This is a genomic window from Burkholderia sp. BE12, from assembly GCF_002959955.1.
Lineage (GTDB): Bacteria > Pseudomonadota > Gammaproteobacteria > Burkholderiales > Burkholderiaceae > Burkholderia.
Genome location: NZ_PREY01000009.1, coordinates 142,029 through 165,046 on the forward strand (window position 1 = coordinate 142,029; position 23,018 = coordinate 165,046).

General features: G+C 66.8%; 22 protein-coding genes. 9 read left to right on the forward strand and 13 right to left on the reverse strand.

Annotation, left to right across the window (positions count from 1 at the left end; all coding sequences use genetic code 11):
* The first annotated feature begins 376 nt into the window (after positions 1 to 376).
* Positions 377 to 727 carry a TonB family protein gene (locus C4B30_RS12355; protein WP_027785323.1) on the forward strand — a complete coding sequence of 117 codons (351 nt, stop codon included), beginning with the start codon at positions 377 to 379 and terminating at the stop codon, positions 725 to 727.
* A gap of 96 nt (positions 728 to 823) precedes the next feature.
* On the opposite strand, the gene C4B30_RS12360 is transcribed toward C4B30_RS12355, so the two are convergent.
* The 6 genes from C4B30_RS12360 to moaC all read right to left on the reverse strand — a co-directional run bounded on the left by C4B30_RS12360 (position 824) and on the right by moaC (position 8,887).
* Entirely contained in the window at positions 824 to 2,026 is a 1,203-nt protein-coding gene (locus C4B30_RS12360; protein ID WP_027785322.1) for a hypothetical protein, read from the reverse strand.
* A gap of 31 nt (positions 2,027 to 2,057) precedes the next feature.
* Entirely contained in the window at positions 2,058 to 3,317 is a 1,260-nt protein-coding gene (locus tag C4B30_RS12365) for a WD40/YVTN/BNR-like repeat-containing protein (RefSeq protein ID WP_227789536.1), read from the reverse strand.
* Positions 3,318 to 3,508: 191 nt separating this feature from the next.
* Positions 3,509 to 4,660 (reverse strand): WD40/YVTN/BNR-like repeat-containing protein, encoded by a 1,152-nt coding sequence (locus C4B30_RS12370; protein WP_027785320.1) that lies wholly within the window; start codon positions 4,658 to 4,660, stop codon positions 3,509 to 3,511.
* Positions 4,661 to 4,739: 79 nt separating this feature from the next.
* Positions 4,740 to 5,606: a hypothetical protein gene (locus tag C4B30_RS12375; RefSeq protein ID WP_027785319.1), complete on the reverse strand. Its 867-nt coding sequence runs from the start codon at positions 5,604 to 5,606 to the stop codon at positions 4,740 to 4,742.
* On the reverse strand, positions 5,599 to 8,286 hold the full coding sequence (locus C4B30_RS12380) for a type VI secretion system Vgr family protein (protein WP_105132574.1): 2,688 nt from the start codon (positions 8,284 to 8,286) through the stop codon (positions 5,599 to 5,601). Before C4B30_RS12380 ends, C4B30_RS12375 begins: the two co-directional genes overlap by 8 nt.
* Positions 8,287 to 8,398: 112 nt before the next feature.
* The gene (gene moaC, locus C4B30_RS12385) at positions 8,399 to 8,887 is read right to left on the reverse strand and encodes a cyclic pyranopterin monophosphate synthase MoaC (protein ID WP_027785317.1); all 489 of its coding nucleotides are present in this window, start codon (positions 8,885 to 8,887) and stop codon (positions 8,399 to 8,401) included.
* 269 nt (positions 8,888 to 9,156) lie between these two features.
* Here moaC and C4B30_RS12390 point away from each other — a divergent pair, with 269 nt between their 5' ends.
* Positions 9,157 to 10,851, forward strand: coding sequence for a M48 family metalloprotease (locus C4B30_RS12390; RefSeq protein WP_027785316.1), 1,695 nt, complete (start codon positions 9,157 to 9,159; stop codon positions 10,849 to 10,851).
* Positions 10,852 to 10,890: 39 nt separating this feature from the next.
* On the opposite strand, the gene C4B30_RS12395 is transcribed toward C4B30_RS12390, so the two are convergent.
* The 6 genes from C4B30_RS12395 to C4B30_RS12420 all read right to left on the reverse strand — a co-directional run bounded on the left by C4B30_RS12395 (position 10,891) and on the right by C4B30_RS12420 (position 15,450).
* Positions 10,891 to 11,478 (reverse strand): DUF2946 family protein, encoded by a 588-nt coding sequence (locus tag C4B30_RS12395; protein WP_027785315.1) that lies wholly within the window; start codon positions 11,476 to 11,478, stop codon positions 10,891 to 10,893.
* Entirely contained in the window at positions 11,471 to 12,508 is a 1,038-nt protein-coding gene (locus C4B30_RS12400) for a hydrolase (protein WP_027785314.1), read from the reverse strand. The genes C4B30_RS12395 and C4B30_RS12400 overlap by 8 nt, the downstream gene beginning before the upstream one ends.
* Before the next feature lie 33 nt (positions 12,509 to 12,541).
* Entirely contained in the window at positions 12,542 to 12,988 is a 447-nt protein-coding gene (locus C4B30_RS12405; RefSeq protein WP_027785313.1) for a nuclear transport factor 2 family protein, read from the reverse strand.
* Between the two features lie 115 nt (positions 12,989 to 13,103).
* Positions 13,104 to 14,141 (reverse strand): lipopolysaccharide heptosyltransferase II, encoded by a 1,038-nt coding sequence (waaF, locus tag C4B30_RS12410; protein ID WP_027785312.1) that lies wholly within the window; start codon positions 14,139 to 14,141, stop codon positions 13,104 to 13,106.
* Between the two features lie 140 nt (positions 14,142 to 14,281).
* Positions 14,282 to 14,476: a zinc-finger domain-containing protein gene (locus C4B30_RS12415; RefSeq protein ID WP_006749970.1), complete on the reverse strand. Its 195-nt coding sequence runs from the start codon at positions 14,474 to 14,476 to the stop codon at positions 14,282 to 14,284.
* A gap of 50 nt (positions 14,477 to 14,526) precedes the next feature.
* Positions 14,527 to 15,450, reverse strand: a complete 924-nt coding sequence (locus C4B30_RS12420) for a branched-chain amino acid transaminase (protein ID WP_027785311.1) — start codon at positions 15,448 to 15,450, stop codon at positions 14,527 to 14,529.
* Between the two features lie 207 nt (positions 15,451 to 15,657).
* Here C4B30_RS12420 and C4B30_RS12425 point away from each other — a divergent pair, with 207 nt between their 5' ends.
* The 3 genes from C4B30_RS12425 (at position 15,658) to C4B30_RS12435 (ending at position 18,210) form a co-directional block, all read left to right on the forward strand.
* Positions 15,658 to 16,413, forward strand: a complete 756-nt coding sequence (locus C4B30_RS12425) for an AzlC family ABC transporter permease (protein ID WP_027785310.1) — start codon at positions 15,658 to 15,660, stop codon at positions 16,411 to 16,413.
* Complete coding sequence (locus C4B30_RS12430) at positions 16,410 to 16,733, forward strand: AzlD domain-containing protein (protein WP_027785309.1); 324 nt, start codon at positions 16,410 to 16,412, stop codon at positions 16,731 to 16,733. The genes C4B30_RS12425 and C4B30_RS12430 overlap by 4 nt, the downstream gene beginning before the upstream one ends.
* Positions 16,734 to 17,013: 280 nt before the next feature.
* Positions 17,014 to 18,210, forward strand: coding sequence for a phosphoglycerate kinase (locus C4B30_RS12435; protein ID WP_027785308.1), 1,197 nt, complete (start codon positions 17,014 to 17,016; stop codon positions 18,208 to 18,210).
* A gap of 157 nt (positions 18,211 to 18,367) precedes the next feature.
* On the opposite strand, the gene C4B30_RS36050 is transcribed toward C4B30_RS12435, so the two are convergent.
* Positions 18,368 to 18,496, reverse strand: a complete 129-nt coding sequence (locus tag C4B30_RS36050; RefSeq protein WP_256980619.1) for a hypothetical protein — start codon at positions 18,494 to 18,496, stop codon at positions 18,368 to 18,370.
* Here C4B30_RS36050 and pyk point away from each other — a divergent pair.
* The 4 genes from pyk to purE all read left to right on the forward strand — a co-directional run bounded on the left by pyk (position 18,495) and on the right by purE (position 23,000).
* Entirely contained in the window at positions 18,495 to 19,931 is a 1,437-nt protein-coding gene (gene pyk, locus C4B30_RS12440) for a pyruvate kinase (protein ID WP_027785307.1), read from the forward strand. The genes C4B30_RS36050 and pyk overlap by 2 nt on opposite strands.
* A gap of 293 nt (positions 19,932 to 20,224) precedes the next feature.
* Positions 20,225 to 21,289, forward strand: coding sequence for a class II fructose-bisphosphate aldolase (fba, locus tag C4B30_RS12445; RefSeq protein WP_027785306.1), 1,065 nt, complete (start codon positions 20,225 to 20,227; stop codon positions 21,287 to 21,289).
* A gap of 233 nt (positions 21,290 to 21,522) precedes the next feature.
* Entirely contained in the window at positions 21,523 to 22,413 is an 891-nt protein-coding gene (locus C4B30_RS12450) for a phosphoribosylaminoimidazolesuccinocarboxamide synthase (RefSeq protein ID WP_027785305.1), read from the forward strand.
* Positions 22,414 to 22,478: 65 nt separating this feature from the next.
* A complete protein-coding gene (gene purE, locus C4B30_RS12455) occupies positions 22,479 to 23,000 on the forward strand; it encodes a 5-(carboxyamino)imidazole ribonucleotide mutase (RefSeq protein WP_027785304.1) in 522 nt (173 codons plus the stop codon).
* Positions 23,001 to 23,018: the final 18 nt, after the last annotated feature.

Sequence of the window (23,018 nt, forward strand, 5' to 3'; positions counted from 1 at the left end):
ACACGACGCGGCGCGTAGCGTGCCGATCCGGTCGGGTCTCGATTACCTCGCGGATCGCGCGGATTCCGGTCGAATGGGCGGCGATTCGCGTCAACCATTGTCAAATTGCCGCCGCTGGCGGGGCGGCGCGTGCACAATGCGCGAAAGCGTCGGCGTGCGCGCCGGCGTGGGGCGTAGCCGGCGCGAACACGGAAACTTCCCGGCTATCCGGGCATTTCGCCGGGCAGGATCGCGGTCGAGCCTGGCTCGCCGTGCGGCCGTAACGGGGCGCCGGTCCGATGGCCGCGGCGCAGTGCGACACACGCGATGCGGGCGGGGAGGGCTTCCGTCGCGCGGCGCGTGTGCCCAGAACAGTGCTGAAGAACGATATTCGACCATGGCCATTCGCTCGACCTACCTGATCCTGCCCGCCGTCGCGATGCTGTTTTCCGGCTGCGCGATGCTGTCGTCGTCACAGGAAAGCAAGCTGACCTGCCACATTCCGCGTGCCGTCTATCCGGATACCGCGAAGCCGCTCACGCGTCCGGTGACCGTGCTGGTGCGTGCGTTGATGACGACGTCCGGCGAAGCGCAGAACGTCACCGTGACGACGAGCAGCCGCAATGCGGCGGCCGATCGCGCGGCCGTCGAAGCGATGACGCACGCGACCTGTGCGCAGACGGGCGCGACCGCGAATCCGTTCCTGCTGACCCAGCCGTTCGTGTTCGAGCCGCAGCGCGGGCAGTGATGTGCGGACGGCGCGCTGCGCGCCGTTTTCCGTCCGTTTTTGCCGCTGGCCGGCGGCCCCGTTTCGCGCGGCCGTTGCGCCGCGCATGCCCGATGTTCAGTGCTGCGGCATCAGGTTCGCGCCGCGGCAGGCCGGTTCGGCCGAATTGCGCAGCCCGAGCATCGTGAATCCGTTGCGCTCCTGGCGAATCAGCGCATAGCGCCGCGCGACCGTTTCCCCGCTCTTGCCCGTCAGATCCAGTTCGACCTGAAAGCGGTCCTTGCTGTCCGAGCAGCCGCGCACGGGGCCGTACGCGAAGCCGGTATCGGGCGCCTTGCTTTCCGCGTTGAATGCCTGTCGGGTTTTCAGCGCGGCCGCTGCTGCGGCGGGCTCGCTCCATTCGCGCGCAAGCGCATCGTCCACCTTCAGCCATTCGTCGACGAAATCCCGGCCGTTGAGCGCCGCGGGCTGCACGCGTTGCACGGTGTCGCCGTCGACGCGGTAGCGGAAGATGCCCGGCCGAGTAATGACTTCGCTGTCGAGCGAGCCGACCGTCGTGCGCAGCTCGAAGCCGTCTGGGCGCACCTTGAACCGGATCGCGTCGTCGTCGATCACGTAGCCGTGTTCGGTACGGAACAGCGTGCGTTGCGCGGTCGAGCCGTTTGCCGGTGCGACCACGTCCGCGCCGAACCGGCTCCAGCGCGACGAGCACCACGGCGTGCCGTGGACGACGGCGACCTGCCCGCCGGGCAGCGCCGAGAACCAGAAGCCGCCGCCGTAGGCGCCGCCGATGTCCTTGTAATCGTCGGCCTGCCAGCGCAGCACGCGCCGCCAGCCGCCGTTTTCCCATGCGTACGCGGTGAGCAGGTTGTCGTCGCCGCACGCGATGTCGAAGCCGGCTCGTACGAACAGAAGTGGGCGGGACGTGCCGCCGCGCTCGACATCGACGTCCGGATTGCGGCCGAACGCCGATTCGCCGTTTTTCGGCGCGGCCGACTGGGCCGGCACGCCGAGCGCAGCCGCGAACGTGCGTTTCAGTGCTGCCTGGTCGACGTGTTCGTCGCTGCACGCGAGCCGTGCGTCGATCGCGCCGACGAGCGCCTGCTTGTATGCGCGAAGCGCGTCGCGCAGCGGCGGCGAGACGTCGACGTTGCCGCCGCCATCGCCTTGCGGATTGCGGACCTGCTGGACGAGGTGCTGCGCGTCGATTGCCGCGCGTGCGGCGGTGTCGGCGGCGGGGCAGGTGCCGGCCGCGAACGCGGCGGCCGGTGTGGCGGCAATCCACAGCGAGAGCGCGGCGTAATGCAGCGTCTTCATCATCGAATGGTTTCTCAGGTTGTAGCGAGGGGGTTCAGTCTTTTGAAGCGGGGGCATTTCGCATCGGGAATGACAGCTTCTTCAGTCTCGCGCCGAGCAGCGAATAGAGCGTGTTCGTATCCGGATCGAAGTACTTGCTGCGATAGATCGTCTCGTCGTCAGTCTGTTTCCAGGTCTTGCCAGCATCAGTGCTACTGAACATCCGGGCGACCGGTGGATCATCGATCGCCTGCTTGGGATCGATCGCGTACACGAGCAGCAAGCCGTCGCGGCCCACGTCGAGGCCACCCAGAATGAGCTTCTTGTCGAACGTCGCCACTTGCCGGACATGCTCGGGTTGCGCGTTCGTCCATGTGGAAAGTACGCCGGTCCGGTGTCCGCGCTCCCGTGCTGCGTCGATGTTGCTCTCATTGTCGAGGCGGGACAGCGCGTAAAGCGCGTAGCTCCCCGCCGTGGCAGGTGTCGACTCGAGCCGGACGACTGTCTGGTCCGGCAGGACGGCATCCGGGACGAACGCCTGCTGATCCGGGGCGAGCCGATATATGACGCTGCGGGCAGGGGCTGTTGCCGATCGATCGACATGGTAAGCCACTCGCAGTACGCCGTCCGGGCCCAGGCTCACACCTTTGAACTGGCGCCGAGTTTCACCGGGGACAATCGCGCCCGGCGGTGGCGCGATCTGCTTCCAGGATTCGCCGCCGTCGGATGTGCGTCGGACGGTAGGGCCCCAGCCGATCGCGTAGCCGTGCTCCGCATCGATGAAAAGGAATTGATCGATATCTTCGTGCTCGGGCCATTCGAGCCGTGACCAATGGCGGCCGCCGTCGAGCGATTTCCAGACTCGGGTTTGATGCGGGACGAGATCGTCTGTAGTACGCGCAGACGTGTAGCTCATCCAGCTGGCACTGATCAAGTGGATGTTCCCGTCGCGCGAATGCCACCATGCGGTTTTCTGGCCGGGTGCCTGAAAGTAGCGCTGCAGCCCGTGATCGATCGTGCCGCGGAAGAAATTCGCGGTTCGCCGATTCAGCGTTTCTCCCGCATTGTTCATCCACGCTTCGGTGGGTTCGGCGACCATCGGTCTTTTCCACTCGCTGGCAGGCTTCAGCGTAATCACGGGATCGGAGACCGTGAGCGACATGATCGTGCTGCCATCAAGGTAGAAATCCCCACCACCCACCGGCGGGTCCGGCCACGTGACCTCCGACGAAACGGTTTCCCATCGAGGGCCCGTGCTTTCGTACAGAAAAGCTAGCGCGGCGCTGCCGAGCGCGATGGCGGCCAGTCGCTTCAATTTGGATCGATTGCGCATGGGGACCGACGGAAGTCGAAGGACGAATTCGGGTTGGCGCTTGACTGGCCTCGCGCGCGACGGTTTTGCCTGATCACTGAACCGCGCCGTTATGTTTGCTCGTGCGACCGGTTATGTCGCGGGCTTCGTCGAGTTCTGCGGACGCAGCCCGCGCCAAGCACGTCGGGCGGCAATCAGAATTGCCGCTTCCTCAGCGTGTAGGCAAACACCGAGTAGAGCGTATTCGATTCAGGATCAAAGTAGCCGCCCTGCGAAGCCTTGTCGGTGGTCTGCTGCCACGTTTTGCCGTCGTCGGTGCTGCTGATGGTCAGGTCGATGGGCGAGCCACCGCCGTTGGCGGTGTTGGGATCGGTAGCGTGGACTAGCACGACGCCGTTGCGCCCCGCGCTCAGCCCGTTGAGCGTCAAGTGGCCTTCGAATGTGTGCAACTCCCGGATGTGATCGGGGTGCTCGCTGGTCCAGGCTGAAATGACACCTGCACCGTGGCTGCCGCCGGATTCACCACTCGCGCGCGACAGCGCATACAGGGTGTAATCTCGAGCGGGGGCCGGCGGTGATTCGAGGCCGACGACGACTTGTCCGGGCAGCACCGCTTCCTGGGTGAAGTCCTGCTGATCCCAGCCGAGCCGACTGACGATGCCGGTCGGTTGCGGATGCGCGACGTCGGCGCTCAGATAGGCGACGCGCAATGTGCCGTCCGGGCCGAGGTTGGTACCGTCGAAAGTTCTACGCGACTTCCCCTGGACGATCGCGCCTGGAGGCTCCTTGATTTCCTGCCACGATTGGCCACCGTCTGCCGTTCGCCAGACGTGTGGCCCCCAGCCGATCGCGTAGCCACGTTGAGCATCGATGAACAGCAACCGGCTGATGTTATGGTCCGCCGGCCACTGGAGCTGGGACCAGTGCTGGCCGCCATCGCTCGATTTCCAGAGCTTGGTGGTCTGAGGGACCGCGCCGTCGTCGGGGCGAGGCGCCTTGTAATCCATCCAGCCGGTACTGACGTACAGGACGCGCCAGTCGGGCGAGTACCACCATGACGCGGTCTGGCCCGGTTGCTGGAAGTGACGTGCGACGCTGCCGCCCAGGGTGCCGCGCAGGAAACTGACGGTGGACCGGTTCAGGCGCTCGTTCGAGTCGTCCATCCACGATTCGGCGAACTCCGCGACGTCAGGGTTCTTCTGCTCGCTTTCAGGCTTGAACGTGAGTTCCGGTCTCGCAACCTTCAACGACATGAAGTCGTTGCGTTGCACGCGAAATGCGCCTGCGCCGTACGGCTTGTCGTTGCGCATGAATTCGGTCGATACCGTTTCCCACCCTGAAGTCATTTCCGTATATCCGTAAATAGCGATCGGCAGAACAAGAACGCATCCCGCGATCAAAAGCCATCGTTTGCCTTTTCGCATGTCACTTCACCAGCAGTCTTCCGAGCGCCTTGCCGACCGGATCGTCGACATCCCATTCCTCGGTCTTTTTCCGGAGAACGGGGATGCCCGAATCGAAAGCCTGCCCCCACGTCTTTCCTTCGCCCCATTCCTGGATGTTCGGACGCATCCCGATCTTGACGAGATCCGTGATCGGCAGGTCCGCCAATCCTCCGTCAAGGTAGGCCATCGGGTGCGTCTTGAACGCGAACTCCTTGAATTTTTCGTTGTTCATTTCCAGTTCGAATTGCGGCCAGGTCATATCGACCCCGCCGTTCCCCGGTGTCGGGCTGGCCATCTGGATCGTATTGCCCATCATGTTCTGGTTCAGGCCGTCTTCCATGTTGGCCTGGAGCAGCTTCCGCGCCTTGTTCAACCACGCTTTCCCCTGGGCGGACAGTCGCGGGAGAAGGTTGGCGCCATAGTCGGAGCAATAGTAGTAGCCGTAGCTGATGTAGTAATCGGGCGGTTTATGTCCGCATCCGATATGACGCATCATGAAGTTTCCATGCCGCGACCAGTCGGAATCCGAACTGCCAGGCTCGATCAGTTGCTCGCGCCGATGCAGGAGGCGGTGCGCGACATCGGAGTCGGTCCATGGGTCCCACGAGAGGGCGAAGCCCTTGATGGTCGACCAAATGCTCGACATGCTGACCTTTTCAACCGTTTCCAGATAGGCGCCGTGAAGCGGTCGATAGTAGAACGGACAGGTGCCGACGATCCATTTCGGCGCCGGCGTTACATGCTTGTCACAGATATTGATCTCTACCTTCGGCCGATCCTTGTACCCCGTCGGCGTCAGCATCCCCGAGCCGGTCCCGAGCACCTTTTCCTGTTGTCCGTCAGCCATTCGATTTCCCTAGAAACTTGACGACGACGTCATGGGGCACATGGCTCTGTGTGAGCCCCGTCTCTCCCGCCGCGTTGGTGACGCCTTCCGAGAGCAGCTTGCCGTTCGAGAACATCTGATAGCGCGTGTTCGCGACCGGAATGTCGGTGCCGGCCCAGTGCGCGATGAACGCCTGATCGTAGTTGCCGGTCGAGTTCGGCAGCGCCGGCATGGTTTGCGACAGGTGGGTGGGGCCGCTGAACGCATGCTGCGCACCCTTGATGTCGATCTTGCCGGGCGCGTGCACTTCGATGTTGCCGTCGGCGATGCGGATGTAGGCGCCGCCGGACGTGAGCAGGATTTCCTTGGCCGCGGCACCTTCGGTCGATTGCGTGACGGCGATCAGCTTCAGCGCCTTCTGTGCGGTCAGCTCGATGTTGTCCGCGTGCGCCTGGACTTCGACCTTGCCCTTGCCGGCGAACAGCTTCATCCCCGCGTTCTGTGCGAACAGGCTGATCCGGTCGAGGACGCTCGCGATCAGCGATTTTCCGGCGGCGACGTGCGTGCTTTGCCCGCTGACGAGGTTGATGTGCTGGTCCGCGGCAAGCTGCGTGGACTGCTGCGTGGACATCGCGATGCCGGCCGGGCTGCCGAACAGCATCACGGGCTCCTTGAACGCATTGGCGCTGCCGGTTCCGCCGCCGGCGGTTCGGCCACCCGATGCATTGCCGCTCACGCTGTTCTGCGTCGCGTCGGTGAACTGCTTCAACGCCGCGTGGCCGGGGTCGAGCGACTCGCCTTGATGCTGGGTGCCGACATCCGACATCGCCTCCATCAGGCCTTCCGCGCGGACGAGTTGCTGTTGCGTCTCCTCGACATCGAGCGGTTGGCTTGCCGGCCGTTTCGGATGCGTCGTGACGTACAGCCCGCGGTTCGCGCGAACTGCGCCGAAGGCGTCGGATCGCAGGTCGAAACCGCTGCCGAGATAGCTGCCGCGGTTATTGCCTGTGTGATCGATCAGGTAGCCGAGGTGCAGATGCGCGTTGGCCTGGCTGCTGTACAGGTGAATGCGGTTTTGCGCTGTCGCGTCGTCGAGCACCAGCTGGTTGTAGCCGGCGCCCGCATATTCCTTCGACCGGTATCCGGACAGGATGCCGTTGCTGTGCCATTGCGGGCTCGTCGCGCCGTTGTACAGCTTTCCGACGACGATCGGGCGATCGCAGTCGCCGCCGAGAAAGTCGATCAGCACTTCTTCGCTGCTGCGGTGGGGGTGAACGGCGCCATAGCCGTTGCCCGAATCGGACGCGGCGGCACGCAGCCAGCACGACGCCTTTTCGTCGCCGTCGTTGAGGCGATCCCAGTGGAAGCGGACCTTGATCCGGTTGAGTTCGTCGGTATGGACTTCCTCGCCTTGCGGCGCGACGACGATCGCCGATTGCAGATGCATCGGCGGTTTCGCATGCTCGAACGGGCTGCGGAACGGCACCGTCGTGCGCTGCGCTTCGATGCTGACCTGGAAAAAGCCCTCGCTGCCGTCCGGATGGGAAACGCGCGACAGGTCCGGGCCGCTCGACTGCACGATGTCGCCGATTTCGGCCTGCAGGCTGTGCGGGAACCCGGCCTGCGGATCGGCGACGGGCAGATTGTTCGCGATGATCCACGCAGTCTCGATCACGGCGAATTCGCGCTGGCCGGCATCATCCTTGTCGTGCGCGGGGTGTTCGGCCAGTTCGAAAGTGCGTCCCGCGTCCATGCGGCGCACGCCGCCGATGCCATGAAAGCGCTTCGCGTGCGACTCCTGCTCCTCCATCCAGATTTTCGATAGATGGTCGCCGCGGGACTGTTCGGGGTAGGTATAGGCGCCCGTGTATTCGTAGACTTCGAGTTGCTGCGGCAGGTCGCCCTGGTTCGCGATCGTCGGCGTATGGGTTGCCTTCGGATTCGATGCTGTGGGCGGCTGCTTGTAGTCGAACGTGCGCGTGGTGCGTGCGACGCTTCGCAGCGTTCGGGAGCCGGAGAACTGGACGAGTGAATCGGCTTCGTCTTTTGCGCCGGCGTGATGAAAGCGGACTGTTTGTGGCGACAGCGCGAGTAGCGCGTCAATCCGGTCGACGACGACGAGTTTGTGCGACTTGCCGTCGTCCGCCTGCTCCCAGAAGCCGTACAGGCCTTCCGATTCCATCAGGCGATGCATGAAATTCCAGTCGTCTTCGTATTGCATGCAGAACGAGCGGGACGGCAGCGGCTGGTAGAGCTTGAAGGTGAAGCGCCCCTTGGCCTGCGGGTGCTGGTTCAGCACGTCGGCGATGATGTCGTCTGCCGACCGGTCCTGCCAGATGCGCTGATCGCGGCGGAACTTCAGGAAGTGCAGGAACGACGCAAAGACGATCTGATAGTGCGTGACGCCGCTGTCCGATCCGAGCCGGCGGGCGGCATGTACGTAGCCGTGGTGAGGTGCGTACGACCGGTCGGCCTGCTGGATCCACAGCGTCACCGGCTGGGCGATCAGTTTCTTGAGTTCGAGGTTGTCCGATACCGAGACGGTATCGACGGTGAACTCGAAATGGCGCCCGAGCCGCGATCGTCCCTTGACGCGATGCGGCAGCAGGACGTCGGGGCCGAGCGGCGTATCCAGTTTGACAAGCCGCTCGTGCTGAACCGGTCCGGCCAGCAATGCGCTTCTTGACGCTTGCGAATTCATCACCAGTGCTCGCTTTTTTTGTGCTGGTTCGCACGCTCTCCCGTGCGGAATCCGGTAATTGTATGAGAAAAACCGGTTCTATCTCGAATTTACAGGCGGGCGGTCCCTGGCTTCAACCCACCGCGTCTTCCGCCTTCCAGTCCCCCGACTTCCCGCCGCGCTTCTCCCGCACGCTTACATCCGTGATCACCATCCCGCGATCCACGGCCTTGCACATGTCGTAGACGGTCAGCAGCCCGACCTGGACGGCCGTCAGCGCTTCCATCTCGACGCCGGTCCGGCCGAACGTCTCGACCTGCACGACGCAATGCACGCCCGGCAGCGCGTCGTCGAGTTCGAAGTCGACGGCCACGCGCGTCAGCGCGAGCGGGTGGCACAGCGGAATGAGATCGGCCGTGCGCTTCGCGCCCTGGATCGCCGCGATGCGCGCGACGCCGAGCACGTCGCCCTTCTTGGCCTTGCCGTCGCGGATCAGCGCGAACGTGGCCGGCAGCATCCGGATCGTGCCGCGCGCGATCGCGATGCGTTGCGTTTCCTGCTTGCCGCCGACGTCGACCATGTGCGCATGGCCGGCGGCATCGAAATGGGTGAGTCCTGACATGGCTTCCTCTAGTGGAACGGAGTGCGCTCGCACGTCCGTCGATCCTGCTTCGCGATCGGCCGGGCGCCGAATCAGGTATCGGCGCTAAGAACCGATCCAACCTCTCAACGGGCGCCTATCATAGCAGCGGCGTTCGCGTCGCCGCAGGCGCAGATGACGCACGTTCGGCACGGGACAGTCGTCTCGGCGCCGGTACAATGACCCGAATATTCAGACCAAACGCCGCGATGCGCGCCGGTGCGCGGGACGGCGTCGTTTTTCATCCTGCCATGCGTGTCAAACAGTTGCTTGCCGTGTCGCTGTCGGCGGCGCTCGTGCTGCCGCCGGGCGGCCATGCGCAGAGCGCATCCGCGCCACCGCTCGAGCCGGCGGCCGGCGGCTCGACGTCGATTTCCACCGTGCCGTCCGGCATCGCGACCGGCGTATTCGGCACGTACGGCGGCGCGGAGAGCCGGTTGTCGGGCGCGGGCGGTGCGTCGGTGCCAGTCGCGAGCCTGCGCGCGCCGCTGCGTGCGCTGGAGCTGCCCGATCTCGGCGACGGCTCCGGCGGCTCGCTGACGCCGCGCGCCGAGCGCCGGCTCGGCGAGCGCGTGATGCGAGAAGTGCGGCGCGATCCCGACTATCTCGACGACTGGCTCGTGCGCGACTATCTGAACGCGATGGCGGCGCGGCTCGCGGCCGCGGCGGCGGCGCGCTACATCGGCGGCTACACGCCGGACTTCGACCTGTTCCCGGTGCGCGATCCGCAGATCAATGCGTTCTCGATGCCGGGCGGCTTCATCGGGATCAACAGCGGGCTGGTCGTGACGACGCAGACGGAGTCGGAGCTCGCATCGGTGGTCGGCCATGAGATGGGCCACGTGCTGCAGCGGCACATCGCACGGATGATCGGCGCGAGCGAGAAGTCCGGCTACACGGCGCTCGCGACGATGCTGCTCGGCGTGCTGGCCGGCGTGCTCGCGCGCAGCGGCGATCTCGGCAGCGCGATCGCGATGGGCGGGCAGGCGTATGCGGTCGACAACCAATTGCGCTTCTCGCGCTCGGCCGAGCGCGAGGCCGATCGCGTCGGCTTCCAGCTGCTCGCGGGGGCCGGCTACGACCCGTACGGGATGCCGGGCTTCTTCGAGCGGCTCGATCGCGCGTCGATGGGCGATGCGGGCGTGCCGGCCTATGCGCGCACGCACCCGCTGACCGGCGAGCGGATTGCCGACATGGAGGACCGTGCGCGCCGCGCGCCGTACCGGCAGCCGCGCCAGTCGGCCGAATACGGGTTCGTGCGCGCGCGGCTGCGCATCCTGCAGAACCGGGCGCCGACCGACATCTCGGCCGAGGCGCGCCGGATGCAGCTCGAGATCGACGATCGCACGGCCCCGAACGTCGCGGCGAACTGGTACGGCATCGCGCTCGCGCACACGCTGCTCGGCCAGTACGACGCGGCGGACAAGGCGCTCGCGTCGGCGCGCGGCGCGTTCGATGCGCGCGAGCGGCGCGACGACGACCCGGCGAGCAGCTCGCCGAGTCTCGACGTGCTGGCCGCCGACATCGCCCGCCGCGCGGGCCGAACCGACGACGCGGTACGGCTCTCGGCGCTCGCGCAGCGGCGCTGGCCGGCGTCGCACGCGGCGATCGTCGCGCACCTGCAGGCGCTGATCGCGGCGCGCCGCTTCGCCGAAGCGCAGACGCTCGCACGGGCGCAGGCCAAGGCCGACCCCGAACAGCCGGACTGGTGGGATTACCTCGCGAAGTCGAGCGACGGCAAGGGCGACGTGCTCGCGCGGCGCCGGGCGCTGGCGGAGAAACTGGCGCTCGACGGCGCGTGGCCGTCGGCGATCCGGCAACTGAAGGAAGCGCGCGACGCGAAGGACGTGTCGTTCTACGAGCAGTCGATCATCGGCGCGCGGCTGCTGGAATTCGAGGCGCGCTACAAGGAAGAGCGCGACGACGAGAAGAACGGCCGCGGGTAGCGGCCGCCGCGCGGCGCACGCGGACGCCGTCGCGACGGGTCAGCAGCCGCTGCCGGCCGCGTCGCGCGCGTGACGCGCCGGGCTCGCGACGTAGCCGAACCGGCCGGGCACGTCGGCGCACGCGATGCTGCCGAGCGGCAGCGTGCGGCCGTCGCGCCAGCGCAGCACGGGCGGCTCGGCATCGAAATCCGCGTGATCGGAGAACAGCCCGAGGTCGTGATCGTGCAGCGCCGCGATGCGCGCGGGGGTGCCGGCCTCGCGAAACAGCACGCCGCCGCCGTCGTCGAGCCAGACCGCATCCGGTTCGAACGGGGCGCCCGTTTGGTCGGTGAGCGCAAGCTGCCCGTCGCGTTCGGCGAGCCGGACGACCCACGGTGTATACGCGAGTTCGACGTACACGCGCTGCGGCCCGTTCTGGAAGAACCACTGGCCCTGCGCGTCGCATGCATAGTTGCGGCCGATGAACGCGTTCAGCGCCGCATGCCGGACCGGCGAGCCGAGCTCGCCGGCCGCCTGCGCCGCGTCGTCGCGCAGCCGCCAGGCGCCGCGCCGGTCGAGCAGCAGCCAGCCGGTGCAATCCGGCACGTTCGGCCATTTGGCGAGCGCCTGCCTGACGATGTCATCCATGGTCGACGAATCTCGAGCAATAGCCGAACACCCGCGCCGACAGCCAGTCGAGGCGGCCGGGGAACGGCCCGGTCATGAAACCCGCATGGCCGCCGTGCGCGGGCTGGTCGAGCTCGACGGCCGGCGACACGTCGGCCGGGCCCGGCAGCGCCGATTCGGGCAGGAACGGATCGTTGCGGGCGTTGAGGATCAAGGTCGGCACGTCGATCGCGGGCAGCAGCGGCCGCGTGGTCGCCTTCGTCCAGTAGTCGTCCGCGTTCGCGAAACCGTGCAGCGGCGCGGTCACGACCTCGTCGAAGTCGCGCATCGTCACGGCCTGCAGCATCGCTTCGCGGTCGAACAGGCCCGGATACTGGTCGAGCTTGGCGAGTGCCTTGCGTTTGAGCGTCTTCAGGAAGCTGCGCGTATAGACCATCGCGAACCCCTGCGACAGCGCGCGGCCGCCCGCGTGCACGTCGATCGGCGTCGAGATCGCGGCGGCGGCATGCACGATCGACGTGTCGCTGCGGTGCTCGCCGAGCCAGCGCAGCAGCACGTTGCCGCCGAGCGACACGCCCGCCGCGACCAGCGGCCCGCGATGCTGCGCGGCGAGCCGGCGCAGGATCCAGTCGACCTCGGCGCTGTCGGCGAGATGGTAGAAGCGCGGCTGGCGGTTGATCTCGCCGCTGCAACTGCGGAAGTGCGGCACGACGGCGTGCCACCCCTTCGCGCGCGCGGTCGCCATCATCGCGAGCGCGTAGTGCGAGCCGGAGCTGCCTTCGAGGCCGTGGAACAGCACGAACAGCGGCGCGTCGGGCGCCGGCGCCGCGCTGTCGAGATGCGCGACCCAGTCGAGATCGATGAAGTCGTGGTCGGGGGTTTCCCATCGCTCTCGCCGGTAAGCGACAAGCGGACGCCGCGCGAACAGCGCGGGCACGATGGTTTGCACATGGCTGTTGGGCAGCCAGCGCGGTGCGCGATAGCGCAATGAATCGTCGTCGGGGGCCGGGGCCCCGGTCAGCGGCGAGGTGGGCGGAGAAGCCGTACTCATGATCGCCCCGCTAATGCGTTGCTTCGTTCTTCGTCAGTGCAGCGGACCCTGCCCGTGACGGATCTTCGCGGCGAATTGTCCGGCCGCTCGTTCAGGAATCGGGCTCGCGTGGATGTGCGCGATGCGCCATTCGCCGCGTTCGTGAATCATCACGTACGTCGCGAAAACCATGTCGGGTTCGGCCGTCAGGTCGGCCTGCTGATGCGCTTCGGCGATCGTATAGACGACCGTGCCGAGGCTGTCGTACACGCGGATGTCGAGCGGCTCGATCGTGACCGGACGCGTCGCGAGCCGATTGGCGAGCCCCCCGCGGATCTGGTCGAGGCCGTGCAGATGCTCGCCGTCCGCCCATACGCAGCTGGCGAAATCCTCGTCGATCCACAACGCCAGCAGCGCGTCGAGATTGGCATCCGCGACGGCCTGGTAGTAGGCGTTCAGCGTATCGGCAGCGGCTTCGAAAAGACGGGCAAAACGTGGCATCGGGGTTGTCTCTCGCGCGCATCGCGCGCCATATTCAGCACGGCGGCCCGGATCGAGCCGCCGCACACCGGTGAATCGGATTGCCCGGCGCGCCGTGCGACGCTGCCGGTCAGGGTCAGCGCTGCCCGACGAGCATGCCGCGCAAATCGCCGAATACCTGCTCGGGACCGAGTTCGCGCAGGCACTTCAGATGGCCGAGCGGGCACTCGCGTTCGAAGCAGGGACTGCATTCGAGATGCAGCCATTGTACCTTCGCCAGGTCCGACAGCGGAGGGGTGTGGCGCGGATCGGTCGATCCGTACAGCGCGACGAGCGGCCGGCGCAGCGCGGCGGCGACGTGCATCAGGCCCGAATCGTTGGTGACGACCGCGTTCGCGCGCGCGATCAGCGCACACGCCTCGGACAACGACGTCTGCCCGCACAGGTTGCGCACGTTCGGCGCGTGGTCGGCGATCGCCTGCGCGGCCGCGGCATCCTTCTGCGAGCCGAGCGCGACGATCTGCGTATACGGGAACGACTGGTGGACGATGGTCGCGAGCGACGCGAAATGCTCGGGCGGCCAACGCTTGGCCGGGCCGTATTCGGCGCCGGGGCAGAACACGACGAGCGGCTTGCGCGTATCGAGATTGAAACGTGCGGACACGCGCGCCGTCTCGTTCAGGTCGGCGTCCAGGCGCGGCGCGGGCAGCGTCTTCATCGACTCGGGCAGCTTCGCCCCCGGCGCGTACGCGAGCGCCGCGTAATGGGTCGTCATCGGCGGCCGCTCGCCCGACTTGGTCGGATTCGCGTGCCGCACGTTCAGCAGCCCGTAGCGGTGCTCGCCCGTATAGCCGATCCGCAGCGGGATGTTCGCGAGCCACGGGATCACCGCGGACTTCAGCGAATTCGGCAGCACGTACGCCGCGTCGTAGCCGACGTCGCGCAGGTCGCTCGCGAGCTGCCAGCGGCGCAGCAGTTGCAGCTTGCCGTGCGCGAGATCGGTCGCGTAGACATCGTGGATCTCGGGCATCCGCTCGAGCACGGGCGCGACCCACGAGGGCGCGACGGCATCGATCGCGATGCGGGGATGGAGCTTTTTCAGCAGCGCAAAAAGCGGCTGCGCCATCAATGCGTCACCGATCCAGTTCGGTGCGATAACCAGCGCTCGACGCATCAGGTCGACTTCCGATGTCGTAATGAAGCACGGCGCACGGGCGCCGCGTTCGGGTTGCCAGAATGGGGAAGGGCGGCGCGCCGGACCTCCGGCTGCGCCGCCTTGCGGATAGGCGGGCCCTCGGGCCCGGCCGTCGTGGCTCAGTGGCCCTTGACGACCTCGCCGTCGCGCAGCTTGTAGCGCGTGCCGCAGTACGGGCAGCGCGCCTCGCCGTGCGACACGTCGATGAAGACGCGCGGGTGAGCGCTCCAGCGCGCCATGGCCGGGTTCGGGCAGTAGGCGGGAAGATCCTTGGCCGTCAGCTCGACCAGCGGCATTTCCTTGATTTCACTCATGAGACTTTCTCTTATCACTCTTTTGTGGGGCGGTCGGTGGCGCGGCGCGCTCAGACCTTCGTCAGCCAGTGCGCGTACTTCGCGTTCTTGCCCGACACGATATCGAAAAACGCCGACTGGAGCTTTTCCGTGACGGGGCCGCGTGCGCCGCTGCCGATCGTGCGGTTGTCGAGCTCGCGGATCGGCGTGACTTCGGCGGCCGTGCCGGTGAAGAACGCTTCGTCGGCCGTGTAGACCTCGTCGCGCGTGATGCGCTTCTCGATCACGTCGATGCCGGCGTCCTTCGCGAGCGTGATGACCGTGTCGCGCGTGATGCCGTCCAGGCACGACGACAGGTCCGGCGTGTACAGCTTGCCGTTGTTCACGAGGAAGAAGTTCTCGCCGGAGCCTTCCGACACGTAGCCGTCGACGTCGAGCAGCAGCGCTTCGTCGTAGCCGTCGGCCGTCGCTTCCTGGTTCGCGAGAATCGAGTTCACGTACCAGCCCGACGCCTTCGCGCGCACCATCGACACGTTCACGTGATGGCGCGTGAACGACGAGGTCTTCACGCGGATGCCCTTCGCGAGGCCCTCTTCGCCGAGGTACGCGCCCCACGGCCACGCGGCGATCGCGACGTGGATCGTGTTGCCCTTCGCGGCCACGCCGAGCTTTTCCGAGCCGACCCAGATGATCGGGCGCAGGTAGCACGACTCGAGCCGGTTCTCGCGCACGACCGCGAGTTGCGCGGCTTCGAGCGTTTCGCGGTCGAACGGCACGTCCATCTGGAAGATCTTCGCCGAATTCAGCAGACGTTTGGTGTGCTCGCGCAGGCGGAAGATCGCGGTGCTGCCGTCGGCCGCCTTGTACGCGCGCACGCCCTCGAAGACGCCCATGCCGTAGTGCAGCGTGTGGGTCAGGACGTGGATCTTGGCGTCGCGCCAGTCGATCAGCTTGCCGTCCATCCAGATCTTGCCGTCGCGGTCGGCCATTGACATAGGATTCTCCTGGAAGCGGTGGGGTGCTGCGGGGTGTATGCAGCGTTGAGCCGGAAAGACGCTTATTTTAGCGTCATTTGGTGGCGATCCGGTCGGCCGGCGCGGGGCCGGCGCTATAATCGTCCGGTACCGATTCCAATAACGATGGGTCGCACCGGCAGGAGGCGCCGGCGGCCCCATGAACCGCCCGCTGCGGCCCGCTTTCCGATGCTCGCTCGATTGTCCGCCACCGACCGCTTCGCGCTGATCCAGGGCGCGCGCGACTATTCCCCGACACTGATGGCGATCCTGTCCTGGGGTCTCGTCACCGGCGTCGCGATGAGCAAGTCCGTGATGACGCTCGGGCAGGCGAGCGCGATGTCGCTGTTCGTCTACGCGGGCTCGTCGCAGCTCGCGGTGCTGCCGCTCCTCGCGGCGAAGCTGCCGATCTGGACCGTGCTGCTCACGGCCGCGATGGTCAACCTGCGCTTCGTGATCTTCAGCGCCGGGCTGGCGCCCCATTTTTCCTACCTGCCGCTGTGGCGGCGCCTCGCGATCGGCTATTTCAACGGCGACGTGATCTACCTGCTGTTCCAGAAACAGGGCTTCGCGTACGGCCGCGTGCCGGGCAAGGAAGCGTATTTCTGGGGGATGGCGCTCGCGAGCTGGGCGTCGTGGCAGGTGTCGTCGCTCGCCGGCATCCTGCTCGCGAGCATCTTTCCCGCGAGCTGGGGGCTGGAGCTGGCCGGCACGCTCGCGCTGATCCCGATCATGGTGTCGGCGGTCGCGAACCGCTCGACGCTCGCGGCCGTCGCGGTCGCCGGGATCGTGTCGCTGGTCGCGTTCGACCTGCCGTACCGGCTCGCGCTGCCGCTGGCGGTGTTCGCCGCGCTCGCGGCCGGCTGCGCGGCCGATTTCTTCGTCGAGCGGGCCGACTGGCGGCGCATCCGTACCGAAACCGTGCACGAAAAGGACATCGAATGAGCGCGACCGAGATCTGGATCGTCATCGTCGGGATGACGATCGTCACGGCCGTCACCCGCGCGCTGTTCCTGATCGGCGGCGAGCGCACCGTGCTGCCCGAGCGCGCGCAGCGCGCGCTGCGCTACGCGCCGGCCGCCGCGCTGGTCGCCGTCGTGCTGCCCGACGTGCTCGAAACGCCGGCCGGGCTGTCGTTCGCGCTGTCCAACCATCCGTTCTACGCAGCGCTCGCCGGCTTCGGCTGGTTTTTGTGGCGGCGCAGCATGCTCGGCACGATCGTCGTCGGCATGCTCGTGTTCACCGCGCTGCGCCTGATCTTCTGATGAGCAGCCATTCCGGCTTGCCGGGCGCCGGATGCCTGCGTCCGGGTATTGCTGCATTGCGGCAAAACGGCGGTTCCGGCGCGCGATCCCAAATAGGCGGAATTCGCCGCCGCACGGGTCAGTCTGCCGGGTGGATCGGCTAGAATGCCCGTTCAAGATTTTTTACCCGTGCGCGTCATGCGAACCGCCAGCCACGGCCGCATCCGGCGCCCTTTCGCGGCAGCCCGCGCACGTCCAGCGTGAACCCCCTTTCCCCATCCACTACTTCAATCTGTTCAACATGAGCCAAGTCAAGCGTCTTACCGACCTGATCGCCGCCGGCCAGCTCGCCGGCAAGCGGGTGTTCATCCGTGCCGACCTGAACGTCCCGCAGGACGATCACGGCAACATCACCGAGGACACGCGCGTGCGTGCGTCCGTGCCCGCCATCCAGGCCGCGCTCGATGCCGGCGCGGCCGTGATGGTCACGTCGCACCTCGGCCGTCCGACCGAGGGCGAATTCAAGCCGGAAGACTCGCTCGCGCCGGTCGCGAAGCGTCTCGCCGAACTGCTCGGGCGCGACGTGCCGCTCGTGGCGAACTGGGTCGAGAACGGCGTGAACGTCGCGCCGGGCCAGGTCGTGCTGCTCGAGAATTGCCGCGTGAACAAGGGCGAGAAGAAGAATTCGGACGAACTCGCGCAAAAGATGGCGAAGCTCTGCGACGTGTACGTGAACGACGCGTTCGGCACCGCGCACCGTGCGGAAGCGACCACCCATGGGATCGCGAAGTACGCGCCGGTCGCATGCGCGGGCCCGCTGCTGGCGGCCGAACTCGACGCGCTCGGCAAGGCGCTCGGCAACCCGGCGCGCCCGCTGGTGGCGATCGTCGCCGGCTCGAAGGTGTCGACCAAGCTGACCATCCTGAAGTCGCTGGCCGGCAAGGTCGACCAGCTGATCGTCGGCGGCGGCATCGCGAACACGTTCATGCTCGCGGCCGGCCTGTCGATCGGCAAGTCGCTCGCGGAAGCCGATCTCGTCGCCGAGGCGAAGGCGATCATCGACGAAGCGCGCGAGCGCGGCGCGTCGGTGCCGATCCCGACCGACGTCGTCACCGCCAAGGAATTCTCGCCGACGGCCGCAGCCACGGTGAAGCAGGTCGCCGACATCGAGGCGGACGACATGATCCTCGACATCGGCCCCGATACGGCCAAGGCGCTCGCGAGCCAGCTCGAGAAGGCCGGCACGATCGTGTGGAACGGGCCGGTGGGCGTGTTCGAGTTCGACCAGTTCGGCAACGGCACCAGGACGCTCGCCGAAGCGATCGCCAAATCGTCCGCGTTCTCGATCGCGGGCGGCGGCGACACGCTCGCGGCCATCGCGAAGTACGGCATCCACGACCAGGTCAGCTATATCTCCACGGGCGGCGGCGCCTTCCTCGAGTTCCTCGAGGGGAAGAAGCTGCCGGCGGTGGAAGTGCTCGAAACGCGGGCGGCCTGAGCGTGGCGACGCGCGCAGGGGCGACCAAGGCCGCGCGCTCCGCGAAAGCGGAGCAGCCGGCCGGCGCGGGCAAGCGCAAACGCGCGCCCGCGCGGGCGAACACCGCCCCGCGCGCACCGGCGGCCGCCGGCGACGCGGCCGTGCAGCACCACGAGATTCAGAACAAAGCGATGCCGGGCGCGAGCACCGGCACGCCCACCGGAGCGACGGCCGCTGGGCCTGCCGCTTCCGGCTCTCGCAGCGTTTCACCCAGCGCATCCACCTTGATCCAGATGAGGAGTTTCATGCAGCGCGCCACCAAGATAGTCGCCACGATCGGCCCGGCCTCCAGTTCGCCGGAGATTCTGCTGCAGATGATGCAGGCGGGCCTCGACGTCGTGCGGCTCAATTTTTCGCACGGCACGGCCGACGATCACCGCCAGCGCGCCGAGATGGTGCGCGAGGCCGCCCGCAAGATTGGCCGCGAGATCGCGATCATGGCCGACCTCCAGGGCCCGAAGATCCGCGTCGGCAAGTTCGAGAACGGCAAGACCACGCTCGAGCCGGGCCAGGCTTTCATCCTCGATGCGGGCTGCGAACTCGGCAACGACGAGCGCGTCGGCCTCGACTACAAGGAACTGCCGCGCGACCTGAAGCCGGGCGACCTGCTGCTGCTGAACGACGGCCTGATCGTGCTGACCGTCGAGCGCGTGCTCGGCGACGAGATCCACACGACCGTCAAGGTGGGCGGCGAGCTGTCGAACAACAAGGGGATCAACCGCCAGGGCGGCGGCCTGTCGGCTCCGGCGCTGACCGCGAAGGACATGGAAGACATCCGCACCGCGATGTCGCTCGGCGCGGATCTGGTGGCGGTGTCGTTCCCGAAGAACGCGACCGACATGGAAATGGCGCGCCAGCTCGCGAACATCGCGGGCGCGCCGTACGGCATCAAGCCGAAGATGATCGCGAAGATCGAGCGCGCGGAAGCGATTCCGGCGCTGCAGAGCATCCTCGACGCGTCCGACGGCATCATGGTCGCGCGCGGCGACCTCGCGGTGGAAGTGGGCAACGCGGCCGTGCCGGCGCTGCAGAAGCGGATGATCCGGATGGCGCGCGAGTCGAACAAGCTCGTGATCACCGCGACGCAGATGATGGAATCGATGATCTACGCACCGGTGCCGACCCGCGCGGAAGTGTCGGACGTCGCGAACGCGGTGCTCGACGGCACCGACGCGGTGATGCTGTCGGCCGAGACGGCCGCCGGCAAGTACCCGGTCGTCACGATCGAGACGATGGCGGCCGTGTGCGTCGAGGCGGAAAAATCGGAGCACGTCGAGCTGGACAAGGATTTCCTCGACCGCACGTTCACGCGGATCGACCAGTCGATCGCGATGGGCGCGCTGTTCACCGCGTATCACCTCGGCGCGAAGGCGATCATCGCGCTGACCGAATCGGGCGCGACCGCGCTGTGGATGTCGCGTCACTACACGCACGTGCCGATCTTCGCGCTGACGCCGCGCGTCGGCAGCGAGCGCACGATGGCGCTGTACCGCAACGTGACGCCGCTGCACGTCGACTTCAACAGCGACCGCGATTCGGCGCTGCAGGCGGCGCTCGAGATCGTCGTCAAGCAGGGTTACGTGCAGCATGGCGACATGGTCGTGCTGACCGTCGGCGAGCCGATGGGGCAGGCGGGCGGCACCAACACGCTGAAGATCGTGCGGGTCGGCGAGCACTATTGAGCGCCGGCCGGGCCGCATCGAGCCGGCCGGAATCGATCCGGCACTGTTTTTTGCGCGAAAGCCGCGCGGGGTCCGAAGCCCCGCGCGGCTTTTTTTCTTCTTTTTGGCCGCATTGTGCCGTGCGAACGTAACAAATTGCGAGCGGGCGCCACTCGGCGGTCGGAATCGGAGGCGCTTCGCGATAAAATGCGGCTATTCGACGCTCAGCCGCGCCGTGCCGCCCCGGTCTGGACCGGGAGCGAGCGCCGCGCCGGCGTCAGGGCGCACCGGTTTTCATTCCAAGGAGTTCCACAATGCCTCTCGTATCAATGCGTCAATTGCTGGACCACGCGGCAGAGCACGGTTACGGCCTGCCGGCCTTCAACGTGAACAACCTGGAGCAGATCCAGGCGATCATGGCGGCGGCGGATCAGGTCGGCGCGCCCGTGATCATGCAGGCATCGGCCGGCGCGCGTAAGTATGCGGGCGAGCCGTTCCTGCGCCACCTGATCGAAGCCGCGGTCGAATCGTATCCGCACATCCCGGTCGTGATGCACCAGGATCACGGCCAGTCGCCGGCCGTCTGCACGGCCGCGATCCGCAGCGGCTTCACGAGCGTGATGATGGACGGTTCGCTCGAAGCCGACGGCAAGACGGTCGCGTCGTACGAGTACAACGTCGACGTGTCGCGCAAGGTCGTCGAGATGGCGCACTCGATCGGCGTGACGGTCGAGGCCGAACTCGGCGTGCTGGGCTCGCTCGAGACGATGAAGGGCGACAAGGAAGACGGCCACGGCGCGGAAGGCACGATGACCCGCGAGCAGCTGCTGACCGATCCGGAGCAGGCCGCCGACTTCGTGAAGCTCACGCAGTGCGATGCGCTCGCGATCGCGATCGGCACGTCGCACGGCGCGTACAAGTTCTCGAAGAAGCCGACGGGCGACATCCTGTCGATCCAGCGCATCAAGGAAATCCACGCGCGCATCCCGAACACGCACCTCGTGATGCACGGTTCGTCGTCGGTGCCGCAGGAACTGCTGGCCGAGATCCGCGAATTCGGCGGCGACATGAAGGAAACCTACGGCGTGCCGGTCGAGGAAATCCAGGAAGGCATCAAGCACGGCGTGCGCAAGATCAACATCGACACCGACCTGCGTCTCGCGATCACCGGCGCGATCCGCCGCTACCTGTTCGAGAATCCGGGCAAGTTCGATCCGCGCGACTACCTGAAGCCCGCGCGCGAAGCCGCGAAGAAGGTGTGCGTCGACCGTTACCTCGCGTTCGGCTGCGAAGGCCAGGCCGGCAAGATCAAGCCGGTGTCGCTCGACAAGATCGCCGAGCAGTACAAGTCGGGCGCGCTCGCACAGGTCGTGCGCTGAGACTGTAGTACGATTGCCCCGCCCGGTTTTGCCGCCGGGCATGGGCTGGCCGCCGGGCTGGCCGGATCCGATCCGGCCCCGGCAGCCGTTCCGTCCGGCCGAACGAGGGCCGGCCGGCAGCCGTCCGGGCGCTGCGCCCGCCGGTTCGCCGACGTATTGCAAGACCGCCGTTCCCGCCTGCCGCGGGGAACGGCGTTTCCCTTTTTGTTTGGCTCCTTATCTGCGAAAAGACGATGTCTACCCTTTACGAATCCACGCTCCGCTCGCTGCCGCTCCTCGGTCGCGGCAAGGTTCGCGATAACTACGCGGTCGGCAACGACAAGCTCCTGATCGTCACGACCGATCGCCTGTCGGCCTTCGACGTGGTGATGGGCGAGCCGATTCCGAACAAGGGCCGCGTGCTGAACCAGATGGCGAACTTCTGGTTCGACAAGCTCGCGCACATCGTGCCGAATCACCTGACGGGCGACGCGCCGGAAGCGGTCGTCGCGGCCGACGAGGTCGAGCAGGTAAAGGGCCGCGGCGTGGTCGTCAAGCGCCTCGAGCCGATCATGATCGAAGCGGTCGTGCGCGGCTACCTGGCCGGCAGCGGCTGGAAGGAATACCAGGCGTCGGGCGCCGTCTGCGGCGTGCAGCTGCCGGAAGGCCTGCAGAACGCGCAGAAGCTGCCCGAGCCGATCTTCACGCCGGCCGCGAAGGCCGAGATGGGCGAGCACGACGAGAACATCACGTTCGAGGAAACCGAGCGCCGCATCGGCACCGAGCTGGCCGCGACGATCCGCGACATCTCGATCCGCCTGTACAAGGAAGCGGCCGACTACGCGGCGACGCGCGGCATCATCATCGCCGACACGAAGTTCGAATTCGGCCTCGACAACCACGGCAAGCTGTACCTGATGGACGAAGTGCTGACCGCCGATTCGTCGCGCTTCTGGCCGGCCGACCAGTACGAAGTCGGCACGAACCCGCCGTCGTTCGACAAGCAGTTCGTGCGCGACTGGCTCGAGGCGCAGCCGTGGGGCAAGACGGCGCCGGCGCCGGCGCTGCCGGCCGACGTCGTCGAGAAGACGGCCGCGAAGTACCAGGAAGCGCTCGAGCGCATCACGGGCCAGTCGCTCGCCTGACGGAGCTTTGCATGGGACCGGAGTAAGTGCCGAAGCACTGACTCCGATCGACAGGAACACACGAAATGAATGAAAAGCAAACTGCCCACACGCACAGCGCGCCGCTCGTCGGCGTGCTGATGGGTTCGAGTTCCGACTGGGACGTGATGAAGCATGCGGTCGCCGTCCTGCAGGAATTCGGCGTGCCGTACGAAGCGAAGGTCGTGTCCGCGCACCGGATGCCCGACGAGATGTTCGACTATGCGGAGAAGGCGCGCGAGCGCGGGCTGCGCGCGATCATCGCGGGCGCCGGCGGCGCCGCGCACCTGCCCGGCATGCTGGCCGCGAAGACCACGGTACCCGTGCTCGGCGTGCCGGTCGCGAGCAAGTATCTGAAGGGTGTCGATTCGCTGCACTCGATCGTGCAGATGCCGAAGGGCGTGCCCGTCGCGACGTTCGCGATCGGCGAGGCCGGCGCCGCGAATGCCGCGCTGTTCGCGGTGTCGATCCTGTCCGGCAATTCGGTCGACTACGCGAACCGGCTCGCGGCGTTCCGCGTGCGCCAGAACGAAGCCGCGCACGCGATGGTGCTGCCGCCGCTGGAATGACGGCGTGGCGCGCGGCCG